The following is a 26502-nucleotide window of genomic DNA, read 5'->3' as shown; positions in this document are numbered from 1 at the left end:
CCGGCTCTACCTCACGCGGTGCGCCCGGCCAGCGGCCGGCTCTACCTCACGCGGTGCCCGGCCAGCGGCCGGCTCTGCCTTTACGCGGTGCGCAACGCCGCCAGCGATTCGGCCTGCAGCCGCTCGTAGATCTCGAACTCGTCGTTCACCGCCACGCCCAAGGCCTGCTCGAAGGCTTCGCGGTTGGCATGCGCGGCATAGGCGCGCTGTTCTTCGCCGCCCAGGTTCGACTGGAAGATGCCCGCGGCGCTGACCGGCAGGAAATCCTCGTAGACGATCGGGTCGGCCGTGGCCAGGCCGGCGGCCACCAGCACTTCAGCGGGCAGATCGGCCACGCGCTCCGGCGCGGCGCGGCCAGCGTCGGTCAGCTGGTAGCGGTAATACCCCAGGCCTTCCTGGCGCAGGGTGTCATGGTCATCCGGGAAGCTGGCGAACACCGCCTGCAGGCGCTGGCCGTAGTCGCCGCCGGTGCTGCCTTCACCACCGGCGTCGCGGGCCTGCGACAACAGCTGGTCGTACAGCGCGCGGCCCTTCGGGGTCAGCGCCAGGCCGCGTTGTTCGATCTCGCCGAAGCGCGCGGTATGGGTGCCGGCATCACCACCTTCGGCATCCGGGAAATGCACGGCCTCTTCCAGCGCCTTGAAGCTGGTCTGGCGCAGCAGGATCGGGCAGGCGCGGCGCGGCGGGCCTTCGATCACCGCCTTGGCCGCCATGCCGTGCTCGATCATTGCCGCCTGCGCGGCATCGATGTCCAGCGTGCGCGGGGTCAGGTGGTTGATGTGCGGGCCGCGGAAACTGACCACGTCGGCCACCAGCCGGTGCGCGTTGTGCAGCGCGCGGTAGGTCGGCAGGTCGACCGTGGCGTCACCATGCCAGCGGAAGGTTTCCAGTGCTTCATCGACGAAGCGCTCGGCATCGGCCTGCGACAGGCCACCGTCGCGCTCGGCCTGGTCGATCAGCGCCAGCGCGCCGTCGGTGAAGATGCGACGGCGCGCCAGGATCTTCGCCGACTCTGCACGCAGGGCTTCGTCTTCGATCAGCTCCAGGCGCAGCAGCGAGGTGAACACGCGGAACGGATTCTGCGCCAGCGCCGCGCCGGTCAGCGGGCGGAACGCGGTGGAGTGCACCGGCACGCCGGCCACCGACAGGTCGTAGTAGCCGACCGGGTACATGCCCATCACCGCGAACAGGCGGCGCAGCGTCGCCAGTTCCTGCACGGTACCGACGCGGATCGCGCCATGACGCTCTTCATCCAGCCGCGCACGCTCGTCGTTGCGCTGCAGCTGCGCGGCCAGCGCCGGGTCCTGGGCAAGCACCTGCGCGTTGATCCGCTCCACCAGTTCCACCAGCGTGCCGTACAGCGGCACTTCGGTGCGGTACATGCGGGACATGGCCTGCGCGAACAGGCGGCGGATCACATCAGGCGAAACGAAAGAGGCGCTCATCAGTCACTCGATTACGGGAACGGGGAACAGCTCGGACCCGTATTGTCGCCGGAGCGCCCGGCGGCGGCGATACGCAGAGCAACATGACCGGGTAGTGCCGGCCGCTGGCCGGCAACCCCGGATGCCTGGAAAGGCTGCAATTGCCGGCCAGCGGCCGACCCTACCGCTTCAACTGGCGCTTCAGCGCGGCATCCAGGGTGATCGGCCGGTCCCAGTGCTGGTAGCTGGCCACGATGGCATGGCGCACAGCCCGGTAGTGCAGATTGTCCGGCTTGGTGGGCATGCGCTTGACCACCGCCTCCCAGCCGCCCTCCGGGTCCTGGCTGAAGGCACGCACGCTGTCGCGGCAGGTCTGGCCACTGGCCTTGGCCCAGAAGCAGGCGAAATAGATGTCTCCGGCCTGCCAGCCGTGGGTGGTGAACAGCGCGCTGATGTAGCCGCGCGGCACGTCGGCATAGCGCGACACTTCGTCGAGGAAGGCATCGGGGTAGCGTTCGGCGTAATGGTTGATGTCCTGCAGCTGGGCATCGACCCAGCTGTCGCCGGTGTCCACGTCGTAGGCGCTTGAGCGCTCGGCGGTCTGCTGGGCCAGCACGGTGGCCGGCGCCAGCAACAGGAACAACATCAGCGCGCGCAGTCGGTGGTTCATGCCCCGATTCTGCCGCAGCCGACGGGCCCTGTCAGGCCGCAGCGGCCTTGGCCTCGATCGCCGCCAGTGCGGCCGGCCAGTCGTGGGCGGTATCGGCAGTGACCATGCGCGGTTCGTCGTCGGCCACGCCATGCTGGGTCTCGTGCGCCCAGGTCACTGCGTACGGGGTATGCACGCCCCAGCCACCCAGCGTCACCACCGGCTCGATGTCCGAGCGCAGCGAGTTGCCGACCATCACGAAGCGCTGCATCGGCAGGTCGAATTCGGCCAGCACGCGGGCGTAGGTCTCCGGGTCCTTCTCGGAAACGATCTCGATGCGCGGGAACAGCTCGCCCAGGTTGGCGACCTTGATCTTCGCTTCCTGGTGGAACAGGTCGCCCTTGGTGATCAGCACCACCGGGTAGTGCTCGGCGATGGCCCCCACCGCTTCGCGTACACCATCGATCAGCTCGACCGGGTGGCGCAGGGTGTCGTGGCCGATCTCCAGGATGCGCTGGATGTCCTTGGCCTCGATGCGCTGGCCGGTGATGTCGATGGCCGCTTCGATCATCGACAGGGTCATGCTCTTGACGCCGTAGCCGAAGGTGCCCAGGTGGCGCTGCTGCACTTCCAGCAGGTGGCGGGCGGTCTGGGTGTCATGCACGTCGACATAGCGCGACAGCAGGTCAAGGTAATCCTGCTCGGCCTTGCGGTAGTAGTCCTCGCTCTTCCACAGCGTATCGTCACCGTCAAAACCGACCAGGCCGATGGCGCGCGACGGCGCAGGCGTGGGTGTATTCATCGCGCAAGGATACAGGGGCCATGGTGACGAAAAAAACCCGGGCGGCCGAAACCGCCCGGGTTCCCATACGCCCCGACGCAGGACTTACCTGCCCTGTGCACCCTGCGCTGCGCCACCGGCGCCGGCCTGCTGGGCGGCCACGTAGGCCTTGTACTCATCGGCGCTCAGCTCGCCGTCCTTGTTGGTATCGGCCTGGTCGAACACCTGGGCAAGGCCGGCGTTCACCTGCGCCTCGGTCTTGCTGATGGTGCCGTTGCCATCGGTATCGATGCTGGCCCAGGTCTGGCCACCGCCATTGGCCTGTGCCGATGCCGCTGCGGCCGCATTGGTCGCCTGGTCGGCGGCCTGGCCGGCCTGTGCAGCCGCCTGCTGGGCCTGAGCGGCCTCGTTCTGTGCATGCGCGGCCTGCTGCTTGGCCGACTGGGCCATCGCCGGGATGGCCAGCACGCTGCCAGCGGCGACGATCAGGGCGATCAGGGGCTTGCGGTTGCGAATAGTCATCAGGGGTGTCTCCTGCCAATTGGGTGGTGTTGCGCGGCGTGTTGATTCCGCACGGCACCTACCCTGCCACCGCGTTTCTGAATCGATTTTGCGCCGCGACCGGCCCGCACACATGCGATTAACCACTCGCCTCCACGCATGCTTTAGCGCGGTGGTTAGGGTGAAGTGAGTGGCTCATAAGATGCGCATTCAGCGCCTCTGCATTTAACCGGCAGGCAACGAAAAACCTGCGTCAGTCGACGGTTTTTTCCGATGACCGCGAACTGAACAACACCCATGCAAGAGCAACACCGGCGAGCGCACCGGCGATTTCCAGCACCACACGGCTGCCAAGTTCGTTCGGATCGTGGATGGTGGCCAGGAAGATGCGCGCGTACAGCGGCGATTCCAGCCGCACGATGCCCATGTAGAACAGCTTCCACGCATCGATGCCGGCGGCGATGATCACGGCGATGACGCAGGACCAGCCGATCGCGTGCCCCATCGACCACCGCAGCAGGCGGCACAGCTGCGACCACAGGAAGTACACCAGCAGCCCGACCAGCATGGCGATGGCGCCGGCTTCCAGGGTACCGAGCAGGCCGAAGTGCAGAGGAAGGTTCATCGGATGGGCAACGGTGGGATGGCGGCCAGTGTAAGGGATCTGCTTCGGACCCAATCCGGCAGCCACGGTAGATCCACGCCGTGCGTGGATGAGTCTCCATCGAGATCGAATAATTCGACGATTGAACAAAGAGCAGCCGAGCATGAGCTCGGCCCTACAACGGACCGCGCGGGAAACTGTCAGAGGCTGGGCGGTGCCGGAGTGCGGGGTGTCAGCCGCATGGATGCGGCTGCCAAGCCTCCATGGACGGATTTACGGCGTCCCCGCACTCCGGCACCGCCCAGCCAACCCACGGAACGCACGCTGTTGCTGTTGCGTCTGATGTTGCCGGCCAGCGGCCGGCACTACCGCGGGTGCAGGGCGCAGCCCTGCCGATACCCCTACCGTACCGGGACGTCGTACGCGGAGCCGGGATCCGGTTCCGGCTGGAACGTGTAGTGCCACCACTCCTGCGGATAGTTCACGAAACCACGCCGTGCCATTGCCTGCACCAGTTGCCGCCGGTTCGCCTCCTGCGTCTCACTCAGCCCGCTCGTCTGTGTATGCGCACGTGGCCCGAAGAAGTCGAAGTCAGTGCCCATGTCCGACGGCGCACATGCACCGCTTCGGCAATCCAGCAGGCCCAGATCCACCGTGGCACCGCGGCTGTGGCCGGAGCGTTCGGCGATGTAGCCATCGGCCAGCAGGCGCGGCTTGTCCAGGTCCGGATACTGCTGTGCCTTGCGCGAGAGCTCGCGCGGATCGTTCACCCAGGCCATGAAGGCCTGCACCGAACGCACCGGCCGGTAGCAGTCGTAGAGGCGCAGGCCGAAGCCATCGGCGCGCAGGTCCTGTTCCACCTCGGCCAGCGCCTTCGCCACCGGCGCCAGCAGGTAGCACGAAGGCGCCTCGTAGCCGGGCACGCGCGCGCCGGTGAAGTTGTTGGCGCCCGCATAGCGGATGTCCAGGTCGATGCGCGGCGACAACGTACGGATCTCCACCAGCCCGGCGCTGGCCGCGTCGGTGGCCGGTGAAACGCGCGGTGGCTCAGCGGCGCTGGTGGTCGCTGCCAGGGCAATCGCCAGTACGAGTGAAATGCAGGTCCTGGAAGTCATAGCTGAAGTCGATGTCCGGATCGATGGCGCGCAGGTCCAGTGTCGGTGCCAGGCCTTCACCCGGCTGCAGCCACGCCTGCGCGTCTTCGCCCAGCGTATCCCAGCGCAGCAGCCAGCGCCCCTGCAGCTGCAGCACAGCCGCTTCCAGCCGGGGCGACTTGTCCACGCTGAAGCGCAGGCCGTCCTTGCCCGGGCACAGCGAGGCCGGCCCCAGCCACGGATCGGTGTAGCGGCCCTGCCAACGCGGCAGATCGGCGTCCGATGTCGGCCGTGCCTGTGACGTCGCCGGCCGCTGATGGCCGCCTGCCGCTCGCATGGCCTGGTCAGCCTTCAGTTCGGCCAGGTACGCCAGCGCCGGACGCGCCTCATCGGGGGCGGTGAAGCGCTTCAGTGCGGTCTGCATCAATGCGATGCGCGCATCCTCGCCTTCACCGTTGATCAGCATTACCACACCCACCTTGCGCTCAGGCAGCAGCGCCAGCGACGAGTACATGCCCGACAATGTGCCGGTGTGCGCCACCTTCCACTGCCCATCCATGTCCGACACGCGCCAGCCATAGCCGTAGCCGTAGAAATGCGCGTTGTCCCAACGCCGCTGGCGTTCACCCAGCGGCATCGGCATGTGCAGGGTCCACAGCGTACGGCGCTGCTCAGCATCCAACCAGCCAGGTGCCAGGCCGGGATCGAGCAGCACCTGCATCCAGCGCGTCATGTCCCGCAGCGAACAACGGATGCCGCCGGCGGCCATCGACGGCAGGTCCGGGCTGATCGCACCATCGGCGTTCACCACCGTATTGTGGTCGCCACGCCAGGCATGTGGCTGCGCCACGTTGCCGACCCGCTTCACCGACCACGTCCCCACTTGGCAGCGGGTCATGCCCAGCGGCTCGAACACCTGCTCGCGCATCAACTGGTCATACGGTTTGCCACCCGTCGCAGCGGCCAGTTCGCCGGCCACCACGTACATCAGGTTGTCGTAGGCGTAGCGGCTGCGGAAACTGCTGACCGGCTTCAGGTGCGCCAGCCCCGCGATGATGTCGGCACGGGTGAACGCGTTCGGCTCCGGCCACAGCATCAGGTCACCGGCGCCCAGGCCGAGACCGCTGTTGTGGATCAGCAGGTCGCGCACCTGCATCTGCTCGCCCACCCACGCATCGTGCATGCGGAAGCCCGGTAGATGCCGCCGCACCGGATCCTCCCAGCGCAGCTTGCCCTGCTGCACCAGCCGCGCCAGCAGCGCGGCGGTCATCGCCTTGCTGTTGGAGGCGATCTTGAACAGCGTGTCCTGGTCGATGCGGCCGCCGTCGCCGCGCGCGCCCTCGGCATGCTGGTACACCACACGCCCCTGCTCGACCACCGCCATGGCCAGCCCGGGCAGGTGCTCGTGCTGGACCACGGCGGCGACGTCGGCATCGATCGAGGCGGTCGCGCTGGTCTGCGCCGCCGCAACCGGAAACACCGCCAACACGGCCACGCAGATGCAGCGTCGAGCGTGCTGGGCGGGTCTCAGTAGGCCCATGTGACGGTCAGCTGCGCATAACGCGGCGACTGGAACCCGGTACCGTAGCGGTACAGCGGATTCGGCGTACCGATGCTGTCCTGCGGTTCGTAGTCCTGATCCACGGTCACCACGCGCTGCTGGTTGAGCACGTTGTACACCGCCAGCTTGAGACGCAGGTCGGTGGGGATCGGCACCTTGTACGACACGCTCACGTCCAGGTCGTAGGTCCACGGCGTGCGGCCATCGCCACCGCGCGGGGAATGCACGAACACGCGTTCGGAGGGCACCGTGGCCTGGCAGTTGGACACGCACACGTAGTAGCTGTGGAAATCGGTGGCGTCGAATGGATTACCGGCGCCGAAGCGCGTGATCGGGCTGCCCGACTGCACGCCCAGCGTAGCGGCTACGCTCAGGTTCTCGGTCAATGCATAGCTGCCACGGAACTTGAACTGGTGTCGGCGGTCGTTGGCCAGATAGCCGTAGCCGCGGTAGTTCACCCACGGATTGTCGAAGTTCTCGGTACGCCCGGCATCGGCGAAGTCGGTATCGGAGTTGACCGGGCCTTCTGCATTGCCGCGGCCGTATGCGAGGGTGTAGGACGCGTTGAAGCCCCACTTGCCGTCCCAGGCCCGGTCGACTTGCAGCTCCAGTGCCTTGTAGTCACGCTTGGGCTTCACCCAGCCGCGCTGGCCGACGTAGTTGCCATTGTCGTCGTACAGCGCCCAGCCTTCCTTCGACGTATCGATGCTGATCCAGCCATCGTTGCTGCCGTCACAGTTGGTATCACCCCATACGGTGTTGGTGCGGCCCGGATTGCCCATGATCCACACCCCGTCGATGGCACCACATTGCCCGGTCGCGGTGATGTTCATGTCATCGATGGCGTTGTGCAGCCGGCGATAGGTCACGCTGGCACCGACCGACCAGGCTTCGTTGATCATCTGCTGGAAGCCGAGGATCGCCTCGTCCTGGTACACCGGGTCCATGTCCCGGTTCACTTCTGCACGCAGGTCCGGCACGCTGCCGTCGCCCTGCGAGTTGTCCACCGGGCCGATCTGCGCGCCCAGGTTCGGGATGTTGTTGGCTGCGCCGCTGTAGCCGAGGAACTCATACCAGGTCCGCTCGTCGAGGAAGCCACCGGCCTGCTTGATGTTGATGACGTTGGCCACCGGCAGGAAGTAGCGGCCCAGGTTGCCGAAGACCTTGGTCGTGCCATCGCCGCGCACGTCCCAGGAGAAGCCCAGGCGCGGGCCAGCATGTCGTCGATCTTGATGTAGCTGCTGCCATCGCCACCCTTGTTGTCAAAGGCTTCCAGGCGCAGACCCATGTTCAGCAGGAGGTTCGGCGTCACTTGCCAGTTGTCTTCCAGGTAGTAGGCCGAGTTGATCGTCTCGAATGCACCCTCCACTTCATAGCGACGGGTGCGCGCCACCAGGCCGCTGGCCGGCACGACACCGCCGTTGAGCGAGCTGCCGGGCGTGCGGGCGTAGACGTCGTAGCGTAGGCCGCCCGGCCCGGGATAGGCGCGACTGTAGTCGGACGTGTTCTCCTCCCGATCCAGGCCGAAGCGAAGCAGGTGGTTGCCCAGCGTCCATTCGAAATCGGCGCGCGCGGCCTTGCGGGTGTCCAATGCGGATTCGAGCTGCGAACTGCTGGTGCAGCTGCGGTCACCCTGCAGCGAGGGCGGCACGCCCTGGCTGGCGGTTCGGTTGTCGAACACGCGGTTGCAGTTCTGGTCCATCAACGAGCTCTGCACACGGTTGCGCTTGTTCTCGCCATACATCAGTTTCATGGTCAGGTCGTTGTTCACCTGCCAGCTGTAGGTGCCGGACCAGTTCTTGCCGCCCACCGTGTTGTAGATCTGGTTGCTGCGCTCGCCCACGGTCTGCCCAGTGGCGTAGTCGTAGGCGTAGACATCGGTGAGCGTCTTGCTCTTGTCCGAGAAACCGAACAGCGACAGCATCTGGTTGTCGGTGATCTGCCAGTCGATCTTGCCGCCCCAGAACGGATCATCAGCCTTGCCCTGGCTCAGGCGCGTACCGGCGTCGTTGGTCGAGGTCGGGCGGTAGTCGCGCGCCTCGTACATTCCGAAGAAGAACAGTCGATCCTGCACCAGCGCACCGGAAGCGAACACATTCAGCGCGCTGCGGCTGTAGTCGTCGCGGCTGGCGGTGATGTAGCGGCTGCCGTTGCCGTCGTAGCGGTCGCGGGCCTGCGACTGCCACGCGCGCGGCTCAAACACCAGCTCGGCACCGGCCTTGAAATCATTGCTGCCCGAGCGGGTCACCGCGTTGATGACACCGCCGGTGCTGCGCCCGAACTCCACCGAGTAGCCGCCGGTCTTGACCTGGAATTCCTGATAGAACGAGAACGGTACCGACGAGAAGCCGACCCGATTGTAGAAGTCGGTGACGTTCAGGCCATTGATGTAGACGGTGTTCTCAGCCACCGACGAACCCCCGAAGGAAATGCCCTGGCCACCCAGCGAGCCCTTGCCCTTCACCGCACCCGGCGCCAGCAGCGCCACCGCGGTGATGTCACGGTCCACCGGCAGCCGCGAGAGTTCCTCGCGGGTGATGTTGGTGGCCGACTCGGTGGACTTCACATCCACCATCGACACTACCTGCGGTGCCCGTACTTCAACCGTGCCCAGCGTGCTGACCGCGCCGAGCGGCACGTTCACCGTGGTCGCGCTGCCCAGACTGACCGTCACCTGGCCGACGCGGCTGGCCCCTCCGCCGGGCAGGCTCACCTCCATCTCATAGGTGCCGACCGGCAGCAACGGAATGCGGTAGCTGCCGTTGGCTTCGGCCTGCACGGAGCGCACGAAGCCCGTTGCCGGATTGCGTACGGTCACCGTGGCACCGGCCGGTACCTGGCCAGCATCGCTGACCAGCCGGCCGACCACCGAACCATCCTGTGCGAATGCGCTGGGCGCGATCACGCCCAGACACGCCCAAGGGCGACGCACAACGCCGCCCGCTTGATGCTGTAAGCCTTCATCCCCTGCTCTCTCCTGCAAGAATTGAATGGTGTGGAATGTGATGTGTCGCGCTAGCGTTGCCTGGCTGGCAGTACCCGCCACTGGAAGTCGTAGCTCCATTGGTCGAAGTACAGGTTGCCGCCTGCCCACTCGGCCTCGCCGCGCTGCGAGTCGACCGTTTCCGAGCGGAAGTGCTGCTTGGCCGGCACGAAGGGCTGGCCGAAATCGTCGTTGAAGGCGATGCGGTAGCCATCGAGGCCACCCAGATAGAAGTCACGGAGGGCCGGCACATCACTGGCCAGTGCGCCGGTGGTCACGTCCATCGGCAGCCAGCCATACGGCGCCAGGTAGACCTGCCCCCAATCATGCAGGTTGTTGTAGCCGCTGCCGTCGCCGGAGAACACCATGCCCGACTGCCAGCGTGCAGGAATACCGTTCAGGCGCAGCAGCGCGATCAGCAGCAGGGTCTGCTGCCCGCAGTCGGCATGGCCGGCCCGCAGCGCGTAATCGCTGATGTTGCTGATCGTGGAGTACTCGCGCGCACCGGCCCAGGGAATGCGGTCGACCGCAGCAAACAGCCTGCGCACCACTTCATACGGGCGCGCTTCACCCTGCAGCACCTGGTCGGAGAACAGCTTCAGCGCCGGGGTGAAGCGCACATGCGGCAGCTGCTCGGCCAGGTAGGGCTTCAGGGCCGGGTCGGCCGGGGTCGGTTGCACTACGGCCGGGTTGATCGCGGTATGCCGGGCGAAGATCGTGACCGCGTAGCGGATCTCGAAGCGGGTTGGCCGCCCGGCAACCGCTTTGGCTTCGAGGTAGGCGGTGCGCTGCTGGGTATGTGCCGGAGCCACGCGCGCCTTGCCCGGGGTGCTGCCCAGCCACTGCACCTGCTCCTGCTGGCCGGGGATCTCGCGGGGGTACGGAATCCACGCGCGGATCGTTTTACCGGCGGGCACCACATCGGCTTTCACCGTAAGCGACTGGGTGAATTCATAGCGCTGCGGCAATACCGACGCCTGGCCACTCTGTTCGGCCACGGCAACCACGCCTGCATGGTGGGCGTTGAGCACTTCGTTGGGGCCCGGAGGCGGCACCGGTGCATCCGTGCGGCGGCGCGCGCGTGCTTCGTCGCTGAGCAGGAACAGGTTGGAGGGTGCGCGCTTGAAGTACCAACGCTCGCCATCGATATCGAAATGCTCGATCAGGCCGAGTTGGTCCCAGCGCGCAAATTCCTCGTCGGTCAGATCGGGAATGCCGCGCCGTACGGCGTCCTTGGCGGCGTTTTCGTCGAGGGCGAAATCCAGGCGGATGCGGCGCATGCGCTCGCGCTGGAACGCTTCGTCAGTGGCGGCGGGTGTAGTGGCCAGCAGCGCGTCGGCGTCGCGGAAACGGCCGCTGTCGATCAGGTCGATCACCTGCGCCTGACGCGCCTGCTGCTGGCTGCTGCGCTCGCCTGCTGCGTGCGTGGCCGACACCCACAGCAGCAGCACGGCACCCAGGCCGGCGGCGGCAGTCAGACGCGGTTTGCGAACGGCAGGATCCACAGCGACACTTCCCCAGCGCGGGTGGTAACGGCTGTGTAACACGGGCCGGGATGTTGGTCAATAATTTATTCTTGCTTTCGGGGCCAAAAGGAATAAATATTCCAACAGGCATTCGAGGAGGGTGTGCACCGCATGAGCCTGGCTTTCCGCGAACGGCACCGGCATTGGCCGCGCCGCTTGGCCCTGGCCCTGTGCCTGCTGGCCGCCCCGGCCTTTGCACAGGCGGCCCCACCGCCCGACCCGGGTGCGCCGCTGCCCTATGTGATCGGCCTGCACGAGGCCTATCTGACCCCGCAGTACTGGGCCGCGCGCTTGGACAACGCCGACGCGCCGATTCTGGATCGCGCGCAGATCGAAGCACAGAACGCGCGGATGCGGGCGCAGGACAGCCACATCCAGGACATCGCCACACTGCCCGCCCAGCTTGATGCGGCGACGGTTCGCGCCAGCATCACCGCGCTGTCGAGCTGGCCCACCCGCGCCCTCTACAACGACAAGGGCCAGGCGATCGCACCCGCGCTGCGCAGCACTATCGAAGCCAACCTCGGCCTCGATGCGATTCCCACACAGGTGGCACCGCAGTATGGGCTGGTGGTGAAGCGTGCCGCGCTGCGCACCTTCCCCACCCGCGAGCGCGTCTTCAGCACCGTCGGTGACACCGACATCGACCGCTTCCAGGAATCGGCACTGTTCCCCGGCGACAAGGTGGCCGTGGTCCATCGCAGTACCGATGGCCGTTGGCTGTTCGTGCACAGCGAGCGCTACAGCGCGTGGATCGAAGCCGACGCCATCGCCAGCGGCGACAAGGCCACGGTGCTCGGCTACGGCGCGAAGGGACCGTACCGGATCGTCACCGGCGCCACCGCGCAGACCGCCCATACCCCGGAGGAGCCGCGCGTCTCGCGCCTGCAGCTGGACATGGGCGTGCGCCTGCCGGTGCTGGCCGACTGGCCCGCGTCAGAGCCGGTGAACGGCCAGCAGGCCCACGCCTCGTGGGTGGTGCAGTTGCCGGTACGCGAGGCCGATGGCCGATTGAAGCTGGTGCCGGCGCTGCTGCCGCGCTCGCAGGACACCGCCGCCGATTACCTGCCGCTGACCCGCGCCTGTTGCTGCAGCAGGGCTTCAAGTTCCTCGGCGAACGCTACGGCTGGGGCCACGACTACGACACCCGCGACTGCAGCGGTTTCGTCTCCGAGATCTACCGCAGCTTCGGCGTGCTGCTGCCGCGCAATACCAGCGCGCAGGCGGTCAGTCCGGCGCTGGACCGCCTGCCGTTCACCGGCAAGGACGGCAAGGCGGTGCGCGACCGTGCCGTCGCCAGCCTGCAGGTGGGCGACCTGGTCTACATTCCCGGTCATGTGATGATGGCCATCGGCCACGTCGACGGCCGCACCTGGGTCATCCACGATACGGCGGGCGGCAGCTGGTTCGGTACCGACGGCAAACGCGTGCAGGCCCATCTCAATGGTGTTTCGGTCACGCCGCTGGAGCCGATGATGGCCAGCGACACCGTCCGCTACATCGACCGCATCACCAACATCCAGCGCCTGCGGGCCAAGACTCCTGAATGAAGATCACCGCCATCGAACTGGGCATGCTGCGCGTGCCGTTGAAGACACCGTTCAAGACCGCGCTGCGCACGGTGGAGACCGTGGAAGACGTGGTGGTGCTGATCCGCACCGACACCGGTCACACCGGTTACGGCGAGGCACCGGCTACAGCGGTGATCACCGGTGATACCCACGGCTCGATCATCGAAGCGATCCGCCACTTCATCGCCCCGCGCCTGATCGGCCAGGACGTGGTCAACCTCAACCACCTGTGCACGCTGGTGCAGACCGCGATGGAGCGCAACACCAGCGCCAAGGCCGCGGTGGAGATCGCGCTGTACGACCTGTGGGCGCAGCTGCACGGTGCCCCGCTGTACCAGATGCTCGGTGGCGGCGACCCGGTGATCACCACTGACATCACCATCAGCGTGGACTACATCGACAAGATGGTGGCCGATTCGTTGTCGGCGATCGAACGCGGCTTCGAGTCGTTGAAGATCAAGGTCGGCAAGGACATCGGACTGGACATCGAACGTGTCAAGGCGATCCACGCCGCCGTGGAGGGCCGCGCCCTGCTGCGCCTGGACGCCAACCAGGGCTGGACCGCCAAGCAGGCGGTGCATGCGATGCGCACGCTGGAGGAAGCCGGCGTGGTACTGGAGCTGCTGGAGCAGCCGGTGAAGGCCGCCGACATCAGCGGCCTGAAGTACGTCACCGACCGCGTCAACACGCCGGTCATGGCCGACGAGAGCGTGTTCAGCCCGAGCCAGGTGATGGACCTGATCCAGCAGCGCGCGGCCGACATCATCAACATCAAGCTGATGAAGACCGGCGGCCTTTCCAACGCGATCCGCATCGCCGACATCGCCGGCATCTACGGCGTGCCGTGCATGATCGGCTGCATGATCGAATCGAGCATCAGCGTGGCCGCGGCCGTGCACCTGGCCGTGGCCAAGAGCGATGTGATCACCAAGGTCGACCTCGACGGTCCCTCGCTGGGCCAGTTCGATCCGGTCAGCGGCGGCGTGCATTTCAACGAATCGGAGATCAGCATCAGCGACGTGCCGGGGCTGGGTATCACCGAAGTGCGTGGGCTGGAGATGCTGGGGTGATTTCTGCCTTGCGGTTGGCCTGGCGTGCCACTGACGTTGGGTCGGGCGTTACTTTTCTTTTCGCGAAAAGAAAAGTAACCAAAAGAAACGCTCCGCCGACCGCGAGCCGGTGCTACGCACCGGTTCCCTGCGCTCCTCGGCCCGTCGAGGGACGGCGCGGGAACTCGCTGCGCTCGGACACCCGCGCCTCTTCGCCCTCGCCGGACCTGCGGTGCTCGGCTCGCTTGAAGGCGGACTCAACGTCAAAGGCAACAACTGCATCCCGTGGATCCACGCCATGCGTGGATGCTTTTGCTCTTGCTTTTGCTCTACCCCGTATCCCCCTCGCGGCTGGCACGCGCGCGATCTGTCCGGGGTCGGGCGGGTGGGGCTTGCGGGGGTGTCCGCGCCATGGGCCCGAGGCATGCCTCGGGCGGGTTGGGCAGGACGCCCAACCCCGGTCTTGCCGTTTGCGCAGGACAGCGCAAACGAGCAAGCGCGGCCAGGCCCCCATGGACGAATTCACGGCGTCCCCCGCGAACCCCACCCACCCGACCCACCACATAATCTGCTCTACGCTGCCAACCGCAACGCGCCTACACATGCCCGGACGCCCCGCATGCCGCCCCTGCTGAAGATCCGCACCGAGCGCGGGCAGATGTCTGCCATCGAGCGCCGCATCGCCGACTTCATCCTCGACAACGCCCACCTGCTGCGCGACTACTCATCGCAGCAGCTGGCCAGTGCGCTGGGCATCAGCCAGTCCAGCGTGGTGAAGTTCAGCCAGAAGCTCGGCTTCAAGGGCTACCCGGACCTGAAGTACTCGATCGGCCAGGACGTGGCCCGCGCCGGTGCCGATCCACAACAGGTGCCCAGCGAACCCGACAGCGGCGATGACTACCTGCGCCTGGGCGAGGCCCTGCGCCGCAGCAAGGCGCAGGCCGAGGAGGAAACACGCCAGGCCAATCCACGCGAGGAGATCGAGCGCATCGTGCAGCTGCTCGACGGCGCACCCAAGCTGTTCGTCCATGGCCTGGGTGACGACGGCCTGTTCGCCCGCGAGTTCGCCATGCGACTGTCGCTGCTCGGCCTGCTGGTCGTGCCGCACACCGACCCGATCCTGATGCTGGCCAACCTGTCGGCCGCACGCCCCGGCGATGTGCTGCTGGTGTTCTCCGAATTCGGCAACCTGCCGCAGCTTTCGCAGCTGTCGCGGCAGTTCCAGGACATGGGTGGCAAGGTGATTTCCATTACCCGCCACACTGCCAACCCGCTGCGCGCGCATGCTGATGCGGCACTGGCGGTCTGCGCGCACGACCGCACGCCGCAGGTCGCGCAGCTGCTGTACCGTAGCGCCATGCACGCCCTGCTCGATTTCCTGTTCGTGCTGCTCTGCCACACCAATCCGGACCGCCAGCAGCAGCTGGCGGTGAACCTGGAGCGGATCGACCACCTGCTGGATTCCTGACCGGAGCACCTGTTGATGAAATCGCTGGTTCGCCTCGCTACCGCTGCGCTGCTGCTTGCTGCGACGGTGTCCGTTCACGCGGCGCCGCTGGATGGCGCGCGCCAGCTGATCGTGGTCACCAGCGATGGCTGGGACAGTACCCAAGGGCAGCTGCAGGCCTATGTGCGCGATGGCAAGGGCTGGCACACGCACGGACAGGCGTTCCCGGTGGCGCTCGGCCGTACCGGCAGCGCCTGGGGACTGGGCCTGCATCCGGCACAGGCCGATGGCCCGCAGAAGCATGAAGGAGACGGTCGCAGCCCGGCCGGCATATTCGCGCTCGGCAGTGCGTTCGGCTATGCCGTCACACGCCCCGGCACCGCAATGCCTTATCAGCCGATGCTGGACAGCAGCTACTGCATGGACGTGCCCGGTTCGCCGTTCTACAACCGCATCGTCGATGAGAAGAAAGTCGGCAGTGCAGCGATCAAGGGCTCCACCGAGCCGATGCGGCTGGATCTGCACAACAAGGGCGACGTGCGCTACCGGGAGGGCTTCGTCATCGCCCACAACCCGGACAACCAGCCCGGCAAGGGCAGCTGCATCTTCGCCCATCTGTGGCGCACGCCCGGGGAGGCCACCGCCGGCTGTACCGCCATGCCACAAGCGCGCATGCAGGCGCTGCTGGACTGGCTGCGGCCGCAGGATACGCCGCGCTTCGTGCTGCTGCCGCGCACCGAGTACCAGCGACTGCAGGTGCAGTGGCAGCTGCCCGCGCTGAGCGGAGACGCCCGTTGAGCGCGCAGGACGAACCACAGCTGCAGCGCGCGGTCAGCCGCTGGCAGATCGTCGGCCTGTCGATCAACGATGTGATCGGTAGCGGTATCTACCTGCTGCCGGCCGCCACCGTTGCCCTGCTCGGCCCCTTCAGCCTGTGGGGCGTGGTCGCCGCTGGCATCGTCGTCGCGCTGCTGGTGCTGTGCTACGCGCAGGCCGCCAGCTACTTCGATGAACCCGGGGGCAGCTACCTCTACGCACGCGAGGCCTTCGGCCGCTTCGCAGGGTTCGAGATCGGCTGGATGATCTGGCTGACCCGCATCAGCTCGGCGGCCGCATTGAGCAACGCGCTGGCCGATGCGGTCGCGCGCTTCTGGCCGTGGGCCGGCGCCGGCATGGGTCGCATCGCGGTGATCGTGGTGTCGCTGGGCTTCCTGACCGGCGTCAACATCATCGGCGTGCGCTCGGCCGCGCGCACCGGCGTGGTGCTGGTGATCGGCAAGATGCTGCCGCTGCTGCTGTTCGTGGCCATCGGCGCGTTCTATATCGATCCACAGCTGGCCTTCTCCGGCCAGCGCCCGGACCCGCATGACCTGCAACGGATGGGCGAGGCCGCCCTGCTGCTGCTGTACGCCTACGCCGGCTTCGAGAACATCCCGGCCGCGGCCGGCGAGTACCGCAATCCACGCCGCGATATTCCGTTCGCGCTGATCACCATGATCATCACTGTCACCGTCATCTATGGCGCGGTGCAGGTGGTGGCGCAGGGTACGCTGGCCGGCCTGGCCAGCTCGGCCACGCCGCTGGCCGACGCCGCAGCCGGTTTCGGCGGCGAGGCCCTGGCACTGATCCTCACCATCGGCGCGACCATCTCCATCCTGGGTACCAACAGCAACACGATGATGATGGGCCCGCGATTCCTGTTCGCACTGGCCCGCGATGGCTACGGGCCGAAGATCCTGGCGCAGGTGCATCCGCGCTTTCATACGCCGGCCGCATCGATCCTGTGCCAGGGCCTGATCGCGCTCGGACTGGCGCTGTCCGGTTCGTTCGTGCAGCTCGCCCTGCTGTCGATGACCACGCGCCTGTTCGCCTACATCGGCACCGCTGCCGCCGTCCTGGTGCTGGCCAAGCGCTACGCGGATCGCCCAGGCGCGTTGAAGCTGCCCGGTGGCCCGCTGATTCCGGTGCTGGCGCTGCTGCTGTGCCTGGCCCTGTTCGCCAGTGCCAGCTGGCAGAACATCGCCGCTGCACTGGTCGCGTTCGTCATTGGCGCGGTGATCTACACGCTGCCGCGCAAGGATGCGGACGCCGGGTGAACGGAGCGCCGGGCCATGCCTGGCGGATTGATCTGGCGATCACGCTGTCGGACCGGACCGTTAACCGCCACGCAGGCACGATCAGGCTTCGTCCACAACGGAGCCTTTTCATGACCGAGTACCAGATTCCCGGCCGCGTACCGGACGACAGCACGCCGCGCGACGCGGTCAGCGACTATTGGCGCGAGCGCTACACCGCCGAGCCGTACTACGACGACCAACTGTTCTTCGAGGACTACGAGCCGGCCTACCGGATCGGCCATGCCGCGCGCGCGCAGGACATGATCCGCGCCTACGAGGAAGTGGAGCGCGAACTGGAATCGCGCTGGGCCAGCGAACGTGGCCGCAGTCGCCTGGACTGGGCGCAGGCACGCAACGCCGTGCGCCGTGGCTGGGACGAAGCGCAGCTGGCGGATCCGCGCTTGAAGCGATAGCGCCAGGCTGCTGTAGAGCCGAGCCTACGCTCGGCTCTCGCCCCACGTTTAGGGTCGAGCCATGCTCGGCTGAGCCGAGCATGGGTTCGGCGCTACCGAATCATTCCTGTTCAGGCAGCGGCGGCACGATCGCGCTGCGCTTGCTCTCGCCACCACCGGCGGCGATCAGGTCGCGGGTGTTCTTCTGCACAGCCACCGCACCGAACAACGACAACGCATACGCCATGCCGTAGAAGCCCTTCTCGCTGGGTGCCAGCGTGGCGTTCCACAGGCCGACCAGCAGCAGCATCAGCGCCGACAACAACGCGAACCAGCACAGCGCGTAATACAGGCCGCTGACCGGAATGCCTTCGACGCGGTCGCGCACGCTCTTCTGCAGCGACACCGCCGCGAACAGGCCGAACAGCAGCAGGGTCAGGTAGTAGCCCTTCTCGTTGAGCGCCATCGTGGCATTGAACAGGCCGATCAGGTACGCCGCCGCACCCAGCAGCAGGGCCACCCACGAGGCGGCGATGAAGGCGGTGGAGGGCTTGTGAGGCATGGCAGTATTCATTGCAGGTCCTTGGCAGGCAGACGGGCATGCTTTGCCCGGGCGTGCCCACCCTAGACGATCCCGCCGCTGCCGCACAGGGGGCGCAGGACCTTCGGGCCACGACGGTAACGGCTGCGGTGGTATACAAGGGGCAGCCCGGCCATCCGCATCCCCGCCCTGGAGATACCCATGACCCGTACGCCCCTGCTGCTCGCCCTCGGCCTCGTGCCGATCCTCGCCACCTCCGCCTGCAACGCCGCCGATCCGGCTTCGGGTACCGCCCAGGCCACAGCGCCTGCAGCCACCGCCACCGACCAGCGGCCGTTCACCGCCACCGAAGTCAGCCGCTTCGACCAGCCCTGGGCGATGACCTTCCTGCCCGACGGCAGCCTGCTGGTCACCGAAAAGCGCGGCACGCTGCAGCACCTGGACCCGGCCAACGGGCAGAAGCACGAAATCACCGGCGTTCCCAAGGTCGCCTATGGTGGCCAGGGTGGCTTCGGCGACATCATCCTGCACCCGGACTTCGCCCGGATCATGTTGTTTACGTCAGCTATGCCGAGGAAGGCACGCTCGACACCCGCGGTGCCGCGGTGGCCCGGGCCACGCTGGCACTGGATGCCGACGGGGTGGCCAGCTGAAGAACCTGAAAGTGATCTGGCGGCAGAGCCCCAAGGTCAGCGGCGAGGGCCACTACGGGCATCGCCTCGCCTTCGGCCCGGACGGCAAGCTGTGGATCAGTTCCAGCGAACGGCAGAAGTTCGATCCGGCCCAGGACATGGGCGGCAACCTCGGCAAGATCATCCGCCTCAACGACGATGGCAGCCTGCCCGCCGACAACCCGTTCGCCTCACAGGGCGGGGTTGCCGCACAGGTGTGGTCGCTGGGCCATCGCAACATCCTGGGCATGGCCTTCGACGCCAACGGCAAGCTGTGGGCGCATGAGATGGGACCCGCCGGTGGCGACGAGTTGAACCTGATCGTGCGTGGCGCCAACTACGGCTACCCGATCGTTTCCAACGGTGACCATTACGACGGCCGCCCGATTCCCGACCACGACACCCGCCCGGAATTCGCCGCGCCGAAGGTGACCTGGACGCCGGTGATCTCGCCGGCCGGCTTCGTGATCTACAGCGGCAGCCTGTTCCCGCAGTGGAAGGGCAGCGGCTTCATCGGCGGCCTGTCGTCCACCTCGCTGGTGCGCGTGGCCTTTGATGGCGACAGCGCGCGCGAAGCCGAACGCTTCAACATGGGCGAGCGCATCCGCGAAGTGGAACAGGGCCCGGATGGCGCCCTGTGGCTGCTGGAAGACGGCAGCAAGGCGCGCCTGCTGAAGCTCACCCCGAAGACCTGATGCCCCGGTAGTGCCGGCCGCTGGCCGGCACCTGGATCCTTCCGGCATCCGGCGGTTGCCGGCCAGCGGCCGGCACTACCCTGCCAAACGGCCCCGCGTGCGGGGCCGTCTGCGTTCACTGGATGGTGATGACCTTCACCTCGGTCTGCGTGCAGGCCTTGTCCAGGCACGTTCCGTTCAACCACACCTGTCCATCGCCAATCATCACGCCCTGCTGGTTGACGAAGACCTTGCCGAAGTCCTGCCCGGACACTGCCTTGACCACCGCCGGGGTAATGATCTTCTCGTAGTTCCGCTGGAACTCACCGGGGCCAGTGATCTTCTTTCCGTCGCTGATGTTCAACGGGAAGCGCACTTGCTCGACCACCGCAGCACGATCACCGCCGACCACGGCGGTCTTGAACGCGTTGAAGACCTTCTCGAACTGCGCCGCATCGCCGAGCAGCGATTCGATGCGCGCACGCGCGTCCTCGGCGGGCGCCTCCGCGGCCGGTGCGGCCGGTGCGGCGGCGGCAGGTTCGGCAGCCGGCGCCGCCGGTTCAGCGGCAGGCGTCGCTGCCGCGTTCGCTTCCATCGGCGGCGGCGCATCCGCCGCAGGCTGCGCCGGCGGCTCAGGCTGCGAACAGGCCGCCAGCAGCAGAGCGGGAATCAGGTAGGCCATCCGGCGCATACGCGCACTCCATCGAAACAGGAAGCCCGATGGTAGCGCCGCCACAGTGACGGCAACAAAAAGGGGACGGAGGGGATTAAGTCGTTAGTGGCACAAACGACTTAATCCCCTCCGTCCCCTTTTTCTGATCAGGCCTTCAGCAGTTCGAACTGCACGGCTTCGCCGGCGGCCGACGAGGCGCAGACCCACAGGTCGAACTGGCCCGGCTCGGCACGCAGCACGCCATCGCGGCCGGTGAACGCCAACTGCTCGCGGGTCAGGGTGAACACCACGTCGGCGGACTCCCCGGCTGCAGCGCCACCTTGCGGAAGTCCTTCAGCTCACGCACCGGACGTACGCGGCTGGCCACGCGGTCGTGGATGTACAACTGCACCACTTCCTCCCCGGCCACATCACCGCTGTTGGTCAGCGTGGTGGTGATGGTCAGGGTGTCGTCCCAGCCAAGCTGCACAGCACTCAGCTGCGGCACGCCGTAGGCGAAGGTGGTGTAGCCGATGCCGTGGCCGAACGGGTACAGCGGCTCGTTCGGAATCTCGCGCCAGCGGGCCTTGAACTCCGACATGGTCGGCAGCTCCGGACGGCCGGTGCGCGGGTGGTTGTAGAAGTACGGCTGCTGGCCGGACACCTGCGGGAAGCTGACCGGCAGGCGGCCGGACGGGCTGTAGTCACCGAACAGCACATCGGCCACGGCATGGCCGGTCTGCGTACCCAGGTACCAGGTCACCGCCACGGCCTGCGCATTGCGCACCGCGCCCTGCAGCGCCAGCGCGCGGCCATTGCGCAGCAGCACCACCAGCGGCTTGCCGGTCATCGCCACGGCCTCGGCCAGTGCCTGCTGTGCCGGCGGCAGGGTGATCTCCACGCGCGACTGTGCTTCACCGCTGTAACGCTGCGGTTCGCCCAGCGCCAGCACCACCACATCGGCGCGCAGCGCGGCAGCCACCGCCGCTTCGGTACCGCCCGGAATGGCCGCTTCCAGTTCGCAGCCCGGCACGATTTCCAGCAGCGCTTCGTCGCCGATGGCGGCACGCACGCCGGTTTCCAGGTCGACGTAACGCTGCTTGTCGCCGAACAGCGTCCAGCAGCCTTCGATGTTTTCGCGGTCCTGCACGAACGGGCCGATCAGCGCGATCTTCTGCCCGGTCTTCTGCAGCGGCAGCACGTTGTCGCGGTTGTTCAGCAGCACGATCGAACGGCGCGCGGCATCGCGCGACAGTTCATCATGCGCAGCGATATGCGAGGTATCCGCTTCGCGCGCCGGGTCCAGCGAACGGTACGGGTCGTCGAACAGGCCGATGGTTTCCTTCAGCCACAGGATGCGGCGCACGCCTTCATCCAGCACCGCCATCGGCACTTCGCCGCTCTCGACCAGGCCCGGCAGGTGCTCGGCGTAGAAGCCGCTCTGCATGCTCAGGTCCAGGCCGGCGGTGAACGCCTTGGCGGTGGCATCGCGGTCGTCGGCGGCATAGCCGTGGGCGACCAGCTCCATGTCGGCGGTGTAGTCGGAGATCACCACGCCCGGGAACTTCCATTCGCCGCGCAGGATGTCGGTCAGCAGTTCAGCGTTGGCACTGGCCGGCACGCCGTTGATGTCATTGAACGAGGACATCACGGTGATCGCGCCGGCATCGAAGGCGGCCTTGAACGGCGGCAGGTGCACATCGCGCAGGGTCTGCGGCGAGATGTCCACCATGTTGTATTCCATGCCGGCCATCACCGCGCCGTAGGCGGCGAAGTGCTTCGGCGTGGCCAGCAGCGAATCGGCGGCGCGCAGGTCGCTGCCCTGGAAGCCACGCACGCGGGCGGCGGCGAACGCACAACCCAGCACCACGTCCTCACCGGCACCTTCGGCACCCCGGCCCCAGCGCTGGTCGCGGGCGATGTCCACGGCCGGGGCATAGGTCCAGTGCAGGCCGGCAGCGGTGGCTTCGATGGCGGTGGCGCGCGCGGTGCGCTCGGCCAGGTCCGGCTCGAAGCTGGCGGCCTCGCCCAACGGAATCGGGAACACGGTACGCATGCCGTGGATGACGTCGGCGGCCAGGATCACCGGGATGCCCAGGCGGCTCTCCTCGGTGGCGACCTGCTGGATGCGGCGGCCCAGCTCGGCGCCCACGCCATTGAACAGCGAGCCGACCTTGCCCTCGCGTACCTGCTGCAGCACCTGGTCGGCATTGCGCACGTTGGCTTCCGGGTTCACGTCCGGGGCGAACGGGCGGACCATGTCCGCGAAGACACCCAGCTGGCCGACCTTTTCCTCGACGGTCATCTGGGCAATGAGGGATTCGATGCGATCGGAGGCCACCGGCAGTCCTTGATGAAAACGTTTACAAGCCCGGCATTCTAGCGATCCCGAGCCATTTGGCGAGAGGTTTCTTCGTTCAGTTTCAGCCAACAGCGGGGCCCGTATGGTCCCACCGGGAGCACCGCAGCTTACTCCGAGCCGGCCATCTGGCGCTGCCCGGCCATCAACATGGCATCGCTGGAGGCCTGGAACACCCGCAAGCCGAACGCCGGCAGAATCGCCAGCAGGTGGTCGAAGATGTCCGACTGCACGGCCTCGTACTCGCTCCAGGCGGTGCTGCGGGTGAAGCAGTACAGCTCCAGCGGCAGGCCTTCGGTGGTGGGCTGCAGCTGCCGCACCAGCAGGGTCATGTCGGTATGGATGCCCGGGTGGCTGCGCAGGTAGCGCTCCACGTAGGCGCGGAAGGTGCCCAGGTTGGTCACGCGGCGGCTGTTGACCTCAGCCACGCCCTGCTCGCGCAGGCGCCCGTTCCACTGCCCCAGCTCCTGTTCCTTCTCACGCAGGTAGTCGCGCAGCAGCGCGAATTCGCCGAGGAAGGCCAGGTCGCCCTCGTCGAGGAAGCCGACGCTGTGCTGGTCCAGGTACAGCGCGCGCTTGATCCGGCGGCCACCGGCCTCCTGCATGCCGCGCCAGTTCTTGAACGACTCGGTCACCAGCTTCTTGGTCGGGATGGTGGTGATGGTCTTGTCGAAGTTCTGCACGGTGATGGTGTGCAGGGCGATGTCGATGACGTCACCGTCGGCGTTCTGGCTGGGCATCTCGATCCAGTCGCCGATGCGCACGCGGCCATCGCCACTGATCTGCACGCTGGCCACCAGCGACAGGATGGTGTCCTGGAAGATCAGCATCAGCACCGCGGTGGCGGCGCCAAGGCCGGTCACCAGCGGGCCCAGCTTCACCCCAAGCAGGGTGGCGACGATGGACAGGCCGGCGGCCACGAACACCACGATCTTGACCACCTGCAGGTAGCCCTTGATCGGCTTGTTGCGCGCATCGGGCTTGCGCTCGTACAGGCTGTTGGCCGCGTCCAGCGCATGCGAGAACGCCATCGACACCGTCAGTACGGCCCACACGATGCACAGCTTGATGATGACGTTGACCAGGCTGGGCGGCAGGTCGGGGATGAGGGTGATGCCCGAGGCGATCACCTGGCTGGGCACCACGTTGGACAGGCGCGAAATCACCCGCATCAAGTGGCTGCCGCGGCCGGACTCGGCACCTGGCAGGCGCTGCAACAGGCGCCGCAGGCCACGCAGCAGGATGCGCTTGGTCACCCAATTGGCCAGGCCGGCGGCGATCAGCAGCGCCGAGATCATCAACGCCAGGTAGGCGCCGGGATAGGGTTCCAGTGTGTTCTGCAGCCGTTCCAGCCACTGTACCGCCACCACCGCATCCACCATCCGTTGTCTCCTTGCTTTGTCGTTGTTGTTGGGGTTGCCGGCCGGCGGCCGGATTTACCGGATCAGTCCCGCGAGCGTTCGATGATCACGCCCACCGCGCGAGCGCCGCGCACCGCGCCCGGCTTGCTCAGCTTCAGGCGCAGCCACTTCACGTCGAATTCGTCCAGCACGATCTGCGCGCAGCGCTCGGCCAGCGTCTCGACCAGGCCGAACTCCGACTCGCGCACGAACTGCTCCAGGCGCTTGCTCACCGCCTTGTAGTTCAGGGTGTGGGCGATGTCGTCGGTGGCCGCAGGGCGACGGTTGTCGAAGCCCATTTCCAGGTCGAACACCAGGTCCTGGCGGATCCGTCGCTCCCAATCGTAGATACCGATCAGGGCGTCGATCGTCAGCCCCTCGATGAAAACCTTGTCCATTGCGGTTACCAGCGCCAATACAGGCGGCCATGGTAACGGCACGGCGGTGACCCTGCCCGGAACGGGCGGTGAGCGGCCGACAGGGAGACGGCGCCGGAAAAAACAAAGGGCCCCACTAGCAGGGCCCTTTGGTACTACCGTTTGTCCCCGGGGGAGCTGGAATCCAGCCGCGAGTCCCGGTGGCGCAGGCACGCAGATTAGGCAAGGACCAGATCGCCGGTCAAGGCCAATTCCGACAGGGCAGGTCAGGTATTCGTCCGAGGCAAAACGCAGAAAATCAGCCGCGCGGACAACGACGTTCCCTGATGGTCGCCGCCGCCCACTCTCGCGAACATCGATCCCTCCTTCACCACCGCACATGACGATGGCTCCATACGATGTACTGCGGCGCGCGTTGTCAGCGGAGCGTCTGTCTACTTACGAGAGAATCGCATCGACCTGCAGCCCCGACGTCACAGCCGAATCCCTGTACCTGTGGAACATGCGGATGTGCAGTGCACTGATGATGCCGGTCCATCTGTGCGAAGTGGTCACCCGTAACGCCGCTGCAGCTGTGCTCGCCAGGCAGCATGGCCCGCGTTGGCCCTGGAATGGTGCCTTCCGACGGAGGCTGCCAACCTCATCCAGTACTTCTCCGCGCACGGTACTGGAACAACTTGCCAGCCGCGTAACCGATACACCTGGGATCGTCGCCAACCTGCCGATGGTGTTCTGGCAGCAGCTCTTCACCTGTCGCTTCGACTCCACGCTTTGGATACCCGCACTCAGCAGGGTTCTGCAGCATGCTCCCTCTGCTCATCCCAGTGCCGTCAGGAAAGCCATCCATGCGGATATCGGACGCATCCGCCACCTGCGCAACCGCATCGCCCATCACGAGCCCATCCTCGAGCGCGACATCGGCGCCGATCTGGCCGCGATCGGGCGGCTGATCCATGCGCGCTGCCCGCACACCCTGGGGTGGCTGCAGCGCCATGAGCGGGCGACGACGGTATGGGCGGCGTCGCCGTTGGTAGTGCATCGGTAATGCGTCCGCCGGCCGTGGCCCGAGGCTACCGGTTCACACCGCCGGCAGGGTCGCCATGTCCCAGCGCGGGGTCACATCCACCTTCGGCGGGCTGTGCTGGCCAGCCTGCAGCCGCAGCGCGCCAGCGAAGGCGATCATCGCGCCGTTGTCGGTGCACAGTGCAGGCCGCGGGAAGCAGGCGCGGCCGCCGAGGCGCTCGGCCATCTGCTGCAGGCGGGCGCGCAGACGCTTGTTGGCACCTACACCGCCGGCCACCACGATCACATTGGTCCCGGCCGCTTCCAGCGCGCGCTCGCACTTGATCGACAGGGTCTCGACCACCGCGTCCTCAAAGCCCCGGGCAATGTCGGCGCGGGTCTGCTCGCTCTGGTCGCTGTCGCGCCAGGCCATCAGGACCTGGGTCTTCAGGCCGGAGAAGCTGAAATCCAGCCCCGGGCGGTCGGTCATCGGCCGCGCGAAGCGGTACGCGCCCGGCGTGCCCTGCTCGGCCAGCCTGGCCAGCTGCGGGCCGCCCGGATACGGCAGGCCCATCAGCTTGGCGGTCTTGTCGAAGGCCTCGCCAGCCGCATCGTCCAGGGTTTCGCCCAGCAGGCGGTACTGGCCGATCGCGTCCACCGCCACCAGCTGGGTATGGCCACCGGACACCAGCAGCGCCACGAACGGCGCTTCCGGCGGGTCGTCTTCCATCAGCGGAGCCAGCAGGTGGCCTTCCATATGGTGTACGCCGACGGCCGGAACCTCCAGCGCCCAGGCCAGCGATCGGGCCACGCCGGCGCCGACCAGCAGCGCGCCGACCAGGCCGGGACCGGCCGTATAGGCGACGCCATCGATATCGCCCACGCCCAGGCCGGCGTCGGCCAGGGTCTGGCGTACCAGTGGCAGCAGCTTGCGGACGTGGTCGCGGCTGGCCAGCTCGGGCACCACGCCACCGTATTCGGCGTGCAGGGCGATCTGGCTGTAGACCGCATGGGCGCGCAGGGCCGCGCTGCCGGCCAGGTCGGTGTCATACACCGCCACGCCGGTCTCATCACAGGAAGATTCGATGCCAAGGACTCGCATGCCTGCTATTATGACGCCCCTGCCG

Annotated in this window: 20 protein-coding genes and 4 pseudogenes; 8 read left to right on the top strand and 16 right to left on the bottom strand. The window is 66.9% G+C overall.

What is annotated here, in order from left to right; all coding sequences use genetic code 11:
* Positions 1-80 precede the first annotated feature (80 nt).
* The 10 genes and pseudogenes from hglS to DL544_RS01865 all read right to left on the bottom strand — a co-directional run bounded on the left by hglS (position 81) and on the right by DL544_RS01865 (position 11102).
* The gene (hglS, locus tag DL544_RS01905; RefSeq protein WP_005415037.1) at positions 81-1445 is read right to left on the bottom strand and encodes a 2-oxoadipate dioxygenase/decarboxylase HglS; all 1365 of its coding nucleotides are present in this window, start codon (positions 1443-1445) and stop codon (positions 81-83) included.
* Positions 1446-1605: 160 nt separating this feature from the next.
* Positions 1606-2094 (bottom strand): hypothetical protein, encoded by a 489-nt coding sequence (locus DL544_RS01900; protein WP_005415036.1) that lies wholly within the window; start codon positions 2092-2094, stop codon positions 1606-1608.
* 31 nt (positions 2095-2125) lie between these two features.
* Positions 2126-2875 carry an HAD family hydrolase gene (locus DL544_RS01895; protein ID WP_139726647.1) on the bottom strand — a complete coding sequence of 250 codons (750 nt, stop codon included), beginning with the start codon at positions 2873-2875 and terminating at the stop codon, positions 2126-2128.
* A gap of 84 nt (positions 2876-2959) precedes the next feature.
* The gene (locus tag DL544_RS01890; RefSeq protein WP_005407824.1) at positions 2960-3376 is read right to left on the bottom strand and encodes an EF-hand domain-containing protein; all 417 of its coding nucleotides are present in this window, start codon (positions 3374-3376) and stop codon (positions 2960-2962) included.
* Between the two features lie 232 nt (positions 3377-3608).
* Complete coding sequence (locus DL544_RS01885; RefSeq protein WP_065186625.1) at positions 3609-3980, bottom strand: hypothetical protein; 372 nt, start codon at positions 3978-3980, stop codon at positions 3609-3611.
* A 380-nt stretch (positions 3981-4360) separates the two neighbouring features.
* A complete protein-coding gene (locus tag DL544_RS01880) occupies positions 4361-5074 on the bottom strand; it encodes a M15 family metallopeptidase (protein WP_194442227.1) in 714 nt (237 codons plus the stop codon).
* The gene (locus DL544_RS01875; RefSeq protein ID WP_231112041.1) at positions 5007-6593 is read right to left on the bottom strand and encodes a serine hydrolase domain-containing protein; all 1587 of its coding nucleotides are present in this window, start codon (positions 6591-6593) and stop codon (positions 5007-5009) included. Before DL544_RS01875 ends, DL544_RS01880 begins: the two co-directional genes overlap by 68 nt.
* Positions 6581-7801, bottom strand: a complete 1221-nt coding sequence (locus tag DL544_RS22295; protein ID WP_479692429.1) for a hypothetical protein — start codon at positions 7799-7801, stop codon at positions 6581-6583. Before DL544_RS22295 ends, DL544_RS01875 begins: the two co-directional genes overlap by 13 nt.
* A gap of 137 nt (positions 7802-7938) precedes the next feature.
* A pseudogene (locus DL544_RS01870) lies at positions 7939-9678 on the bottom strand (TonB-dependent receptor); the annotation flags it as partial.
* Positions 9630-11102 carry a transglutaminase-like domain-containing protein gene (locus DL544_RS01865; RefSeq protein WP_139726646.1) on the bottom strand — a complete coding sequence of 491 codons (1473 nt, stop codon included), beginning with the start codon at positions 11100-11102 and terminating at the stop codon, positions 9630-9632. The pseudogene DL544_RS01870 and the gene DL544_RS01865, both read right to left, overlap by 49 nt.
* Positions 11103-11234: 132 nt before the next feature.
* Here DL544_RS01865 and DL544_RS01860 point away from each other — a divergent pair.
* The 6 genes and pseudogenes from DL544_RS01860 to DL544_RS01835 all read left to right on the top strand — a co-directional run bounded on the left by DL544_RS01860 (position 11235) and on the right by DL544_RS01835 (position 17720).
* Positions 11235-12673: pseudogene (locus tag DL544_RS01860) on the top strand (SH3 domain-containing protein).
* Positions 12670-13764 carry a dipeptide epimerase gene (locus tag DL544_RS01855; protein ID WP_012478950.1) on the top strand — a complete coding sequence of 365 codons (1095 nt, stop codon included), beginning with the start codon at positions 12670-12672 and terminating at the stop codon, positions 13762-13764. The pseudogene DL544_RS01860 and the gene DL544_RS01855 overlap by 4 nt, the downstream one beginning before the upstream one ends.
* 598 nt (positions 13765-14362) lie before the next feature.
* Positions 14363-15211: a MurR/RpiR family transcriptional regulator gene (locus DL544_RS01850; RefSeq protein WP_053498690.1), complete on the top strand. Its 849-nt coding sequence runs from the start codon at positions 14363-14365 to the stop codon at positions 15209-15211.
* A gap of 15 nt (positions 15212-15226) precedes the next feature.
* The gene (locus tag DL544_RS01845; RefSeq protein WP_139726645.1) at positions 15227-15988 is read left to right on the top strand and encodes a L,D-transpeptidase family protein; all 762 of its coding nucleotides are present in this window, start codon (positions 15227-15229) and stop codon (positions 15986-15988) included.
* Positions 15985-17286, top strand: coding sequence for an APC family permease (locus DL544_RS01840; protein WP_065179423.1), 1302 nt, complete (start codon positions 15985-15987; stop codon positions 17284-17286). Before DL544_RS01845 ends, DL544_RS01840 begins: the two co-directional genes overlap by 4 nt.
* Positions 17287-17396: 110 nt before the next feature.
* Positions 17397-17720 carry a hypothetical protein gene (locus DL544_RS01835; RefSeq protein WP_005415023.1) on the top strand — a complete coding sequence of 108 codons (324 nt, stop codon included), beginning with the start codon at positions 17397-17399 and terminating at the stop codon, positions 17718-17720.
* A gap of 100 nt (positions 17721-17820) precedes the next feature.
* Here DL544_RS01835 and yiaA read toward each other — a convergent pair whose 3' ends face one another.
* Positions 17821-18273 carry an inner membrane protein YiaA gene (gene yiaA / locus DL544_RS01830; RefSeq protein ID WP_014645710.1) on the bottom strand — a complete coding sequence of 151 codons (453 nt, stop codon included), beginning with the start codon at positions 18271-18273 and terminating at the stop codon, positions 17821-17823.
* 168 nt (positions 18274-18441) lie between these two features.
* Between yiaA and DL544_RS01825 the strand changes: the two are divergent.
* Positions 18442-19606 (top strand): annotated as a pseudogene (locus tag DL544_RS01825) (PQQ-dependent sugar dehydrogenase).
* Positions 19607-19721: 115 nt separating this feature from the next.
* Here DL544_RS01825 and DL544_RS01820 read toward each other — a convergent pair.
* From DL544_RS01820 to folB, 4 genes and pseudogenes are all read right to left on the bottom strand, one after another.
* Complete coding sequence (locus DL544_RS01820; protein ID WP_065197312.1) at positions 19722-20276, bottom strand: hypothetical protein; 555 nt, start codon at positions 20274-20276, stop codon at positions 19722-19724.
* A gap of 128 nt (positions 20277-20404) precedes the next feature.
* Positions 20405-22578: pseudogene (locus DL544_RS01815) on the bottom strand (glycoside hydrolase family 3 N-terminal domain-containing protein).
* Positions 22579-22706: 128 nt separating this feature from the next.
* Positions 22707-23978 (bottom strand): mechanosensitive ion channel family protein, encoded by a 1272-nt coding sequence (locus DL544_RS01810; protein WP_053498700.1) that lies wholly within the window; start codon positions 23976-23978, stop codon positions 22707-22709.
* A gap of 62 nt (positions 23979-24040) precedes the next feature.
* The gene (gene folB / locus DL544_RS01805) at positions 24041-24394 is read right to left on the bottom strand and encodes a dihydroneopterin aldolase (RefSeq protein WP_005415016.1); all 354 of its coding nucleotides are present in this window, start codon (positions 24392-24394) and stop codon (positions 24041-24043) included.
* A 358-nt stretch (positions 24395-24752) separates the two neighbouring features.
* Between folB and DL544_RS01800 the strand changes: the two genes are divergently transcribed.
* Entirely contained in the window at positions 24753-25418 is a 666-nt protein-coding gene (locus DL544_RS01800; RefSeq protein WP_065186697.1) for a hypothetical protein, read from the top strand.
* 33 nt (positions 25419-25451) lie between these two features.
* On the opposite strand, the gene tsaD is transcribed toward DL544_RS01800, so the two are convergent.
* Positions 25452-26477, bottom strand: a complete 1026-nt coding sequence (gene tsaD, locus DL544_RS01795; protein ID WP_021202939.1) for a tRNA (adenosine(37)-N6)-threonylcarbamoyltransferase complex transferase subunit TsaD — start codon at positions 26475-26477, stop codon at positions 25452-25454.
* Between the last annotated feature and the right edge of the window lie 25 nt (positions 26478-26502).

The sequence above is a fragment of the Stenotrophomonas sp. pho genome (assembly GCF_006228405.1).
Lineage (GTDB): Bacteria > Pseudomonadota > Gammaproteobacteria > Xanthomonadales > Xanthomonadaceae > Stenotrophomonas > Stenotrophomonas sepilia.
The sequence above is the reverse complement of the archived record's forward strand: the minus strand, read 5'-3'. Positions and strand labels throughout refer to the sequence as shown.

What these genes read in the sequence shown, in the direction of transcription:
- DL544_RS01885 (WP_065186625.1), bottom strand. Translation starts at nt 3,980, where the DNA reads ATGAACCTTCCTCTGCACTTCGGCCTGCTCGGTACCCTGGAAGCCGGC.
- DL544_RS01850 (WP_053498690.1), top strand. Translation starts at nt 14,363, where the DNA reads ATGCCGCCCCTGCTGAAGATCCGCACCGAGCGCGGGCAGATGTCTGCC.
- yiaA (WP_014645710.1), bottom strand. Translation starts at nt 18,273, where the DNA reads ATGAATACTGCCATGCCTCACAAGCCCTCCACCGCCTTCATCGCCGCC.
- DL544_RS01890 (WP_005407824.1), bottom strand. Translation starts at nt 3,376, where the DNA reads ATGACTATTCGCAACCGCAAGCCCCTGATCGCCCTGATCGTCGCCGCT.
- DL544_RS01855 (WP_012478950.1), top strand. Translation starts at nt 12,670, where the DNA reads ATGAAGATCACCGCCATCGAACTGGGCATGCTGCGCGTGCCGTTGAAG.
- DL544_RS01800 (WP_065186697.1), top strand. Translation starts at nt 24,753, where the DNA reads ATGACGATGGCTCCATACGATGTACTGCGGCGCGCGTTGTCAGCGGAG.
- DL544_RS01835 (WP_005415023.1), top strand. Translation starts at nt 17,397, where the DNA reads ATGACCGAGTACCAGATTCCCGGCCGCGTACCGGACGACAGCACGCCG.
- DL544_RS01810 (WP_053498700.1), bottom strand. Translation starts at nt 23,978, where the DNA reads ATGGTGGATGCGGTGGTGGCGGTACAGTGGCTGGAACGGCTGCAGAAC.
- DL544_RS01875 (WP_231112041.1), bottom strand. Translation starts at nt 6,593, where the DNA reads ATGGGCCTACTGAGACCCGCCCAGCACGCTCGACGCTGCATCTGCGTG.
- DL544_RS01900 (WP_005415036.1), bottom strand. Translation starts at nt 2,094, where the DNA reads ATGAACCACCGACTGCGCGCGCTGATGTTGTTCCTGTTGCTGGCGCCG.
- tsaD (WP_021202939.1), bottom strand. Translation starts at nt 26,477, where the DNA reads ATGCGAGTCCTTGGCATCGAATCTTCCTGTGATGAGACCGGCGTGGCG.
- DL544_RS01845 (WP_139726645.1), top strand. Translation starts at nt 15,227, where the DNA reads ATGAAATCGCTGGTTCGCCTCGCTACCGCTGCGCTGCTGCTTGCTGCG.
- DL544_RS01895 (WP_139726647.1), bottom strand. Translation starts at nt 2,875, where the DNA reads ATGAATACACCCACGCCTGCGCCGTCGCGCGCCATCGGCCTGGTCGGT.
- folB (WP_005415016.1), bottom strand. Translation starts at nt 24,394, where the DNA reads ATGGACAAGGTTTTCATCGAGGGGCTGACGATCGACGCCCTGATCGGT.
- hglS (WP_005415037.1), bottom strand. Translation starts at nt 1,445, where the DNA reads ATGAGCGCCTCTTTCGTTTCGCCTGATGTGATCCGCCGCCTGTTCGCG.
- DL544_RS01820 (WP_065197312.1), bottom strand. Translation starts at nt 20,276, where the DNA reads ATGCGCCGGATGGCCTACCTGATTCCCGCTCTGCTGCTGGCGGCCTGT.
- DL544_RS01880 (WP_194442227.1), bottom strand. Translation starts at nt 5,074, where the DNA reads ATGACTTCCAGGACCTGCATTTCACTCGTACTGGCGATTGCCCTGGCA.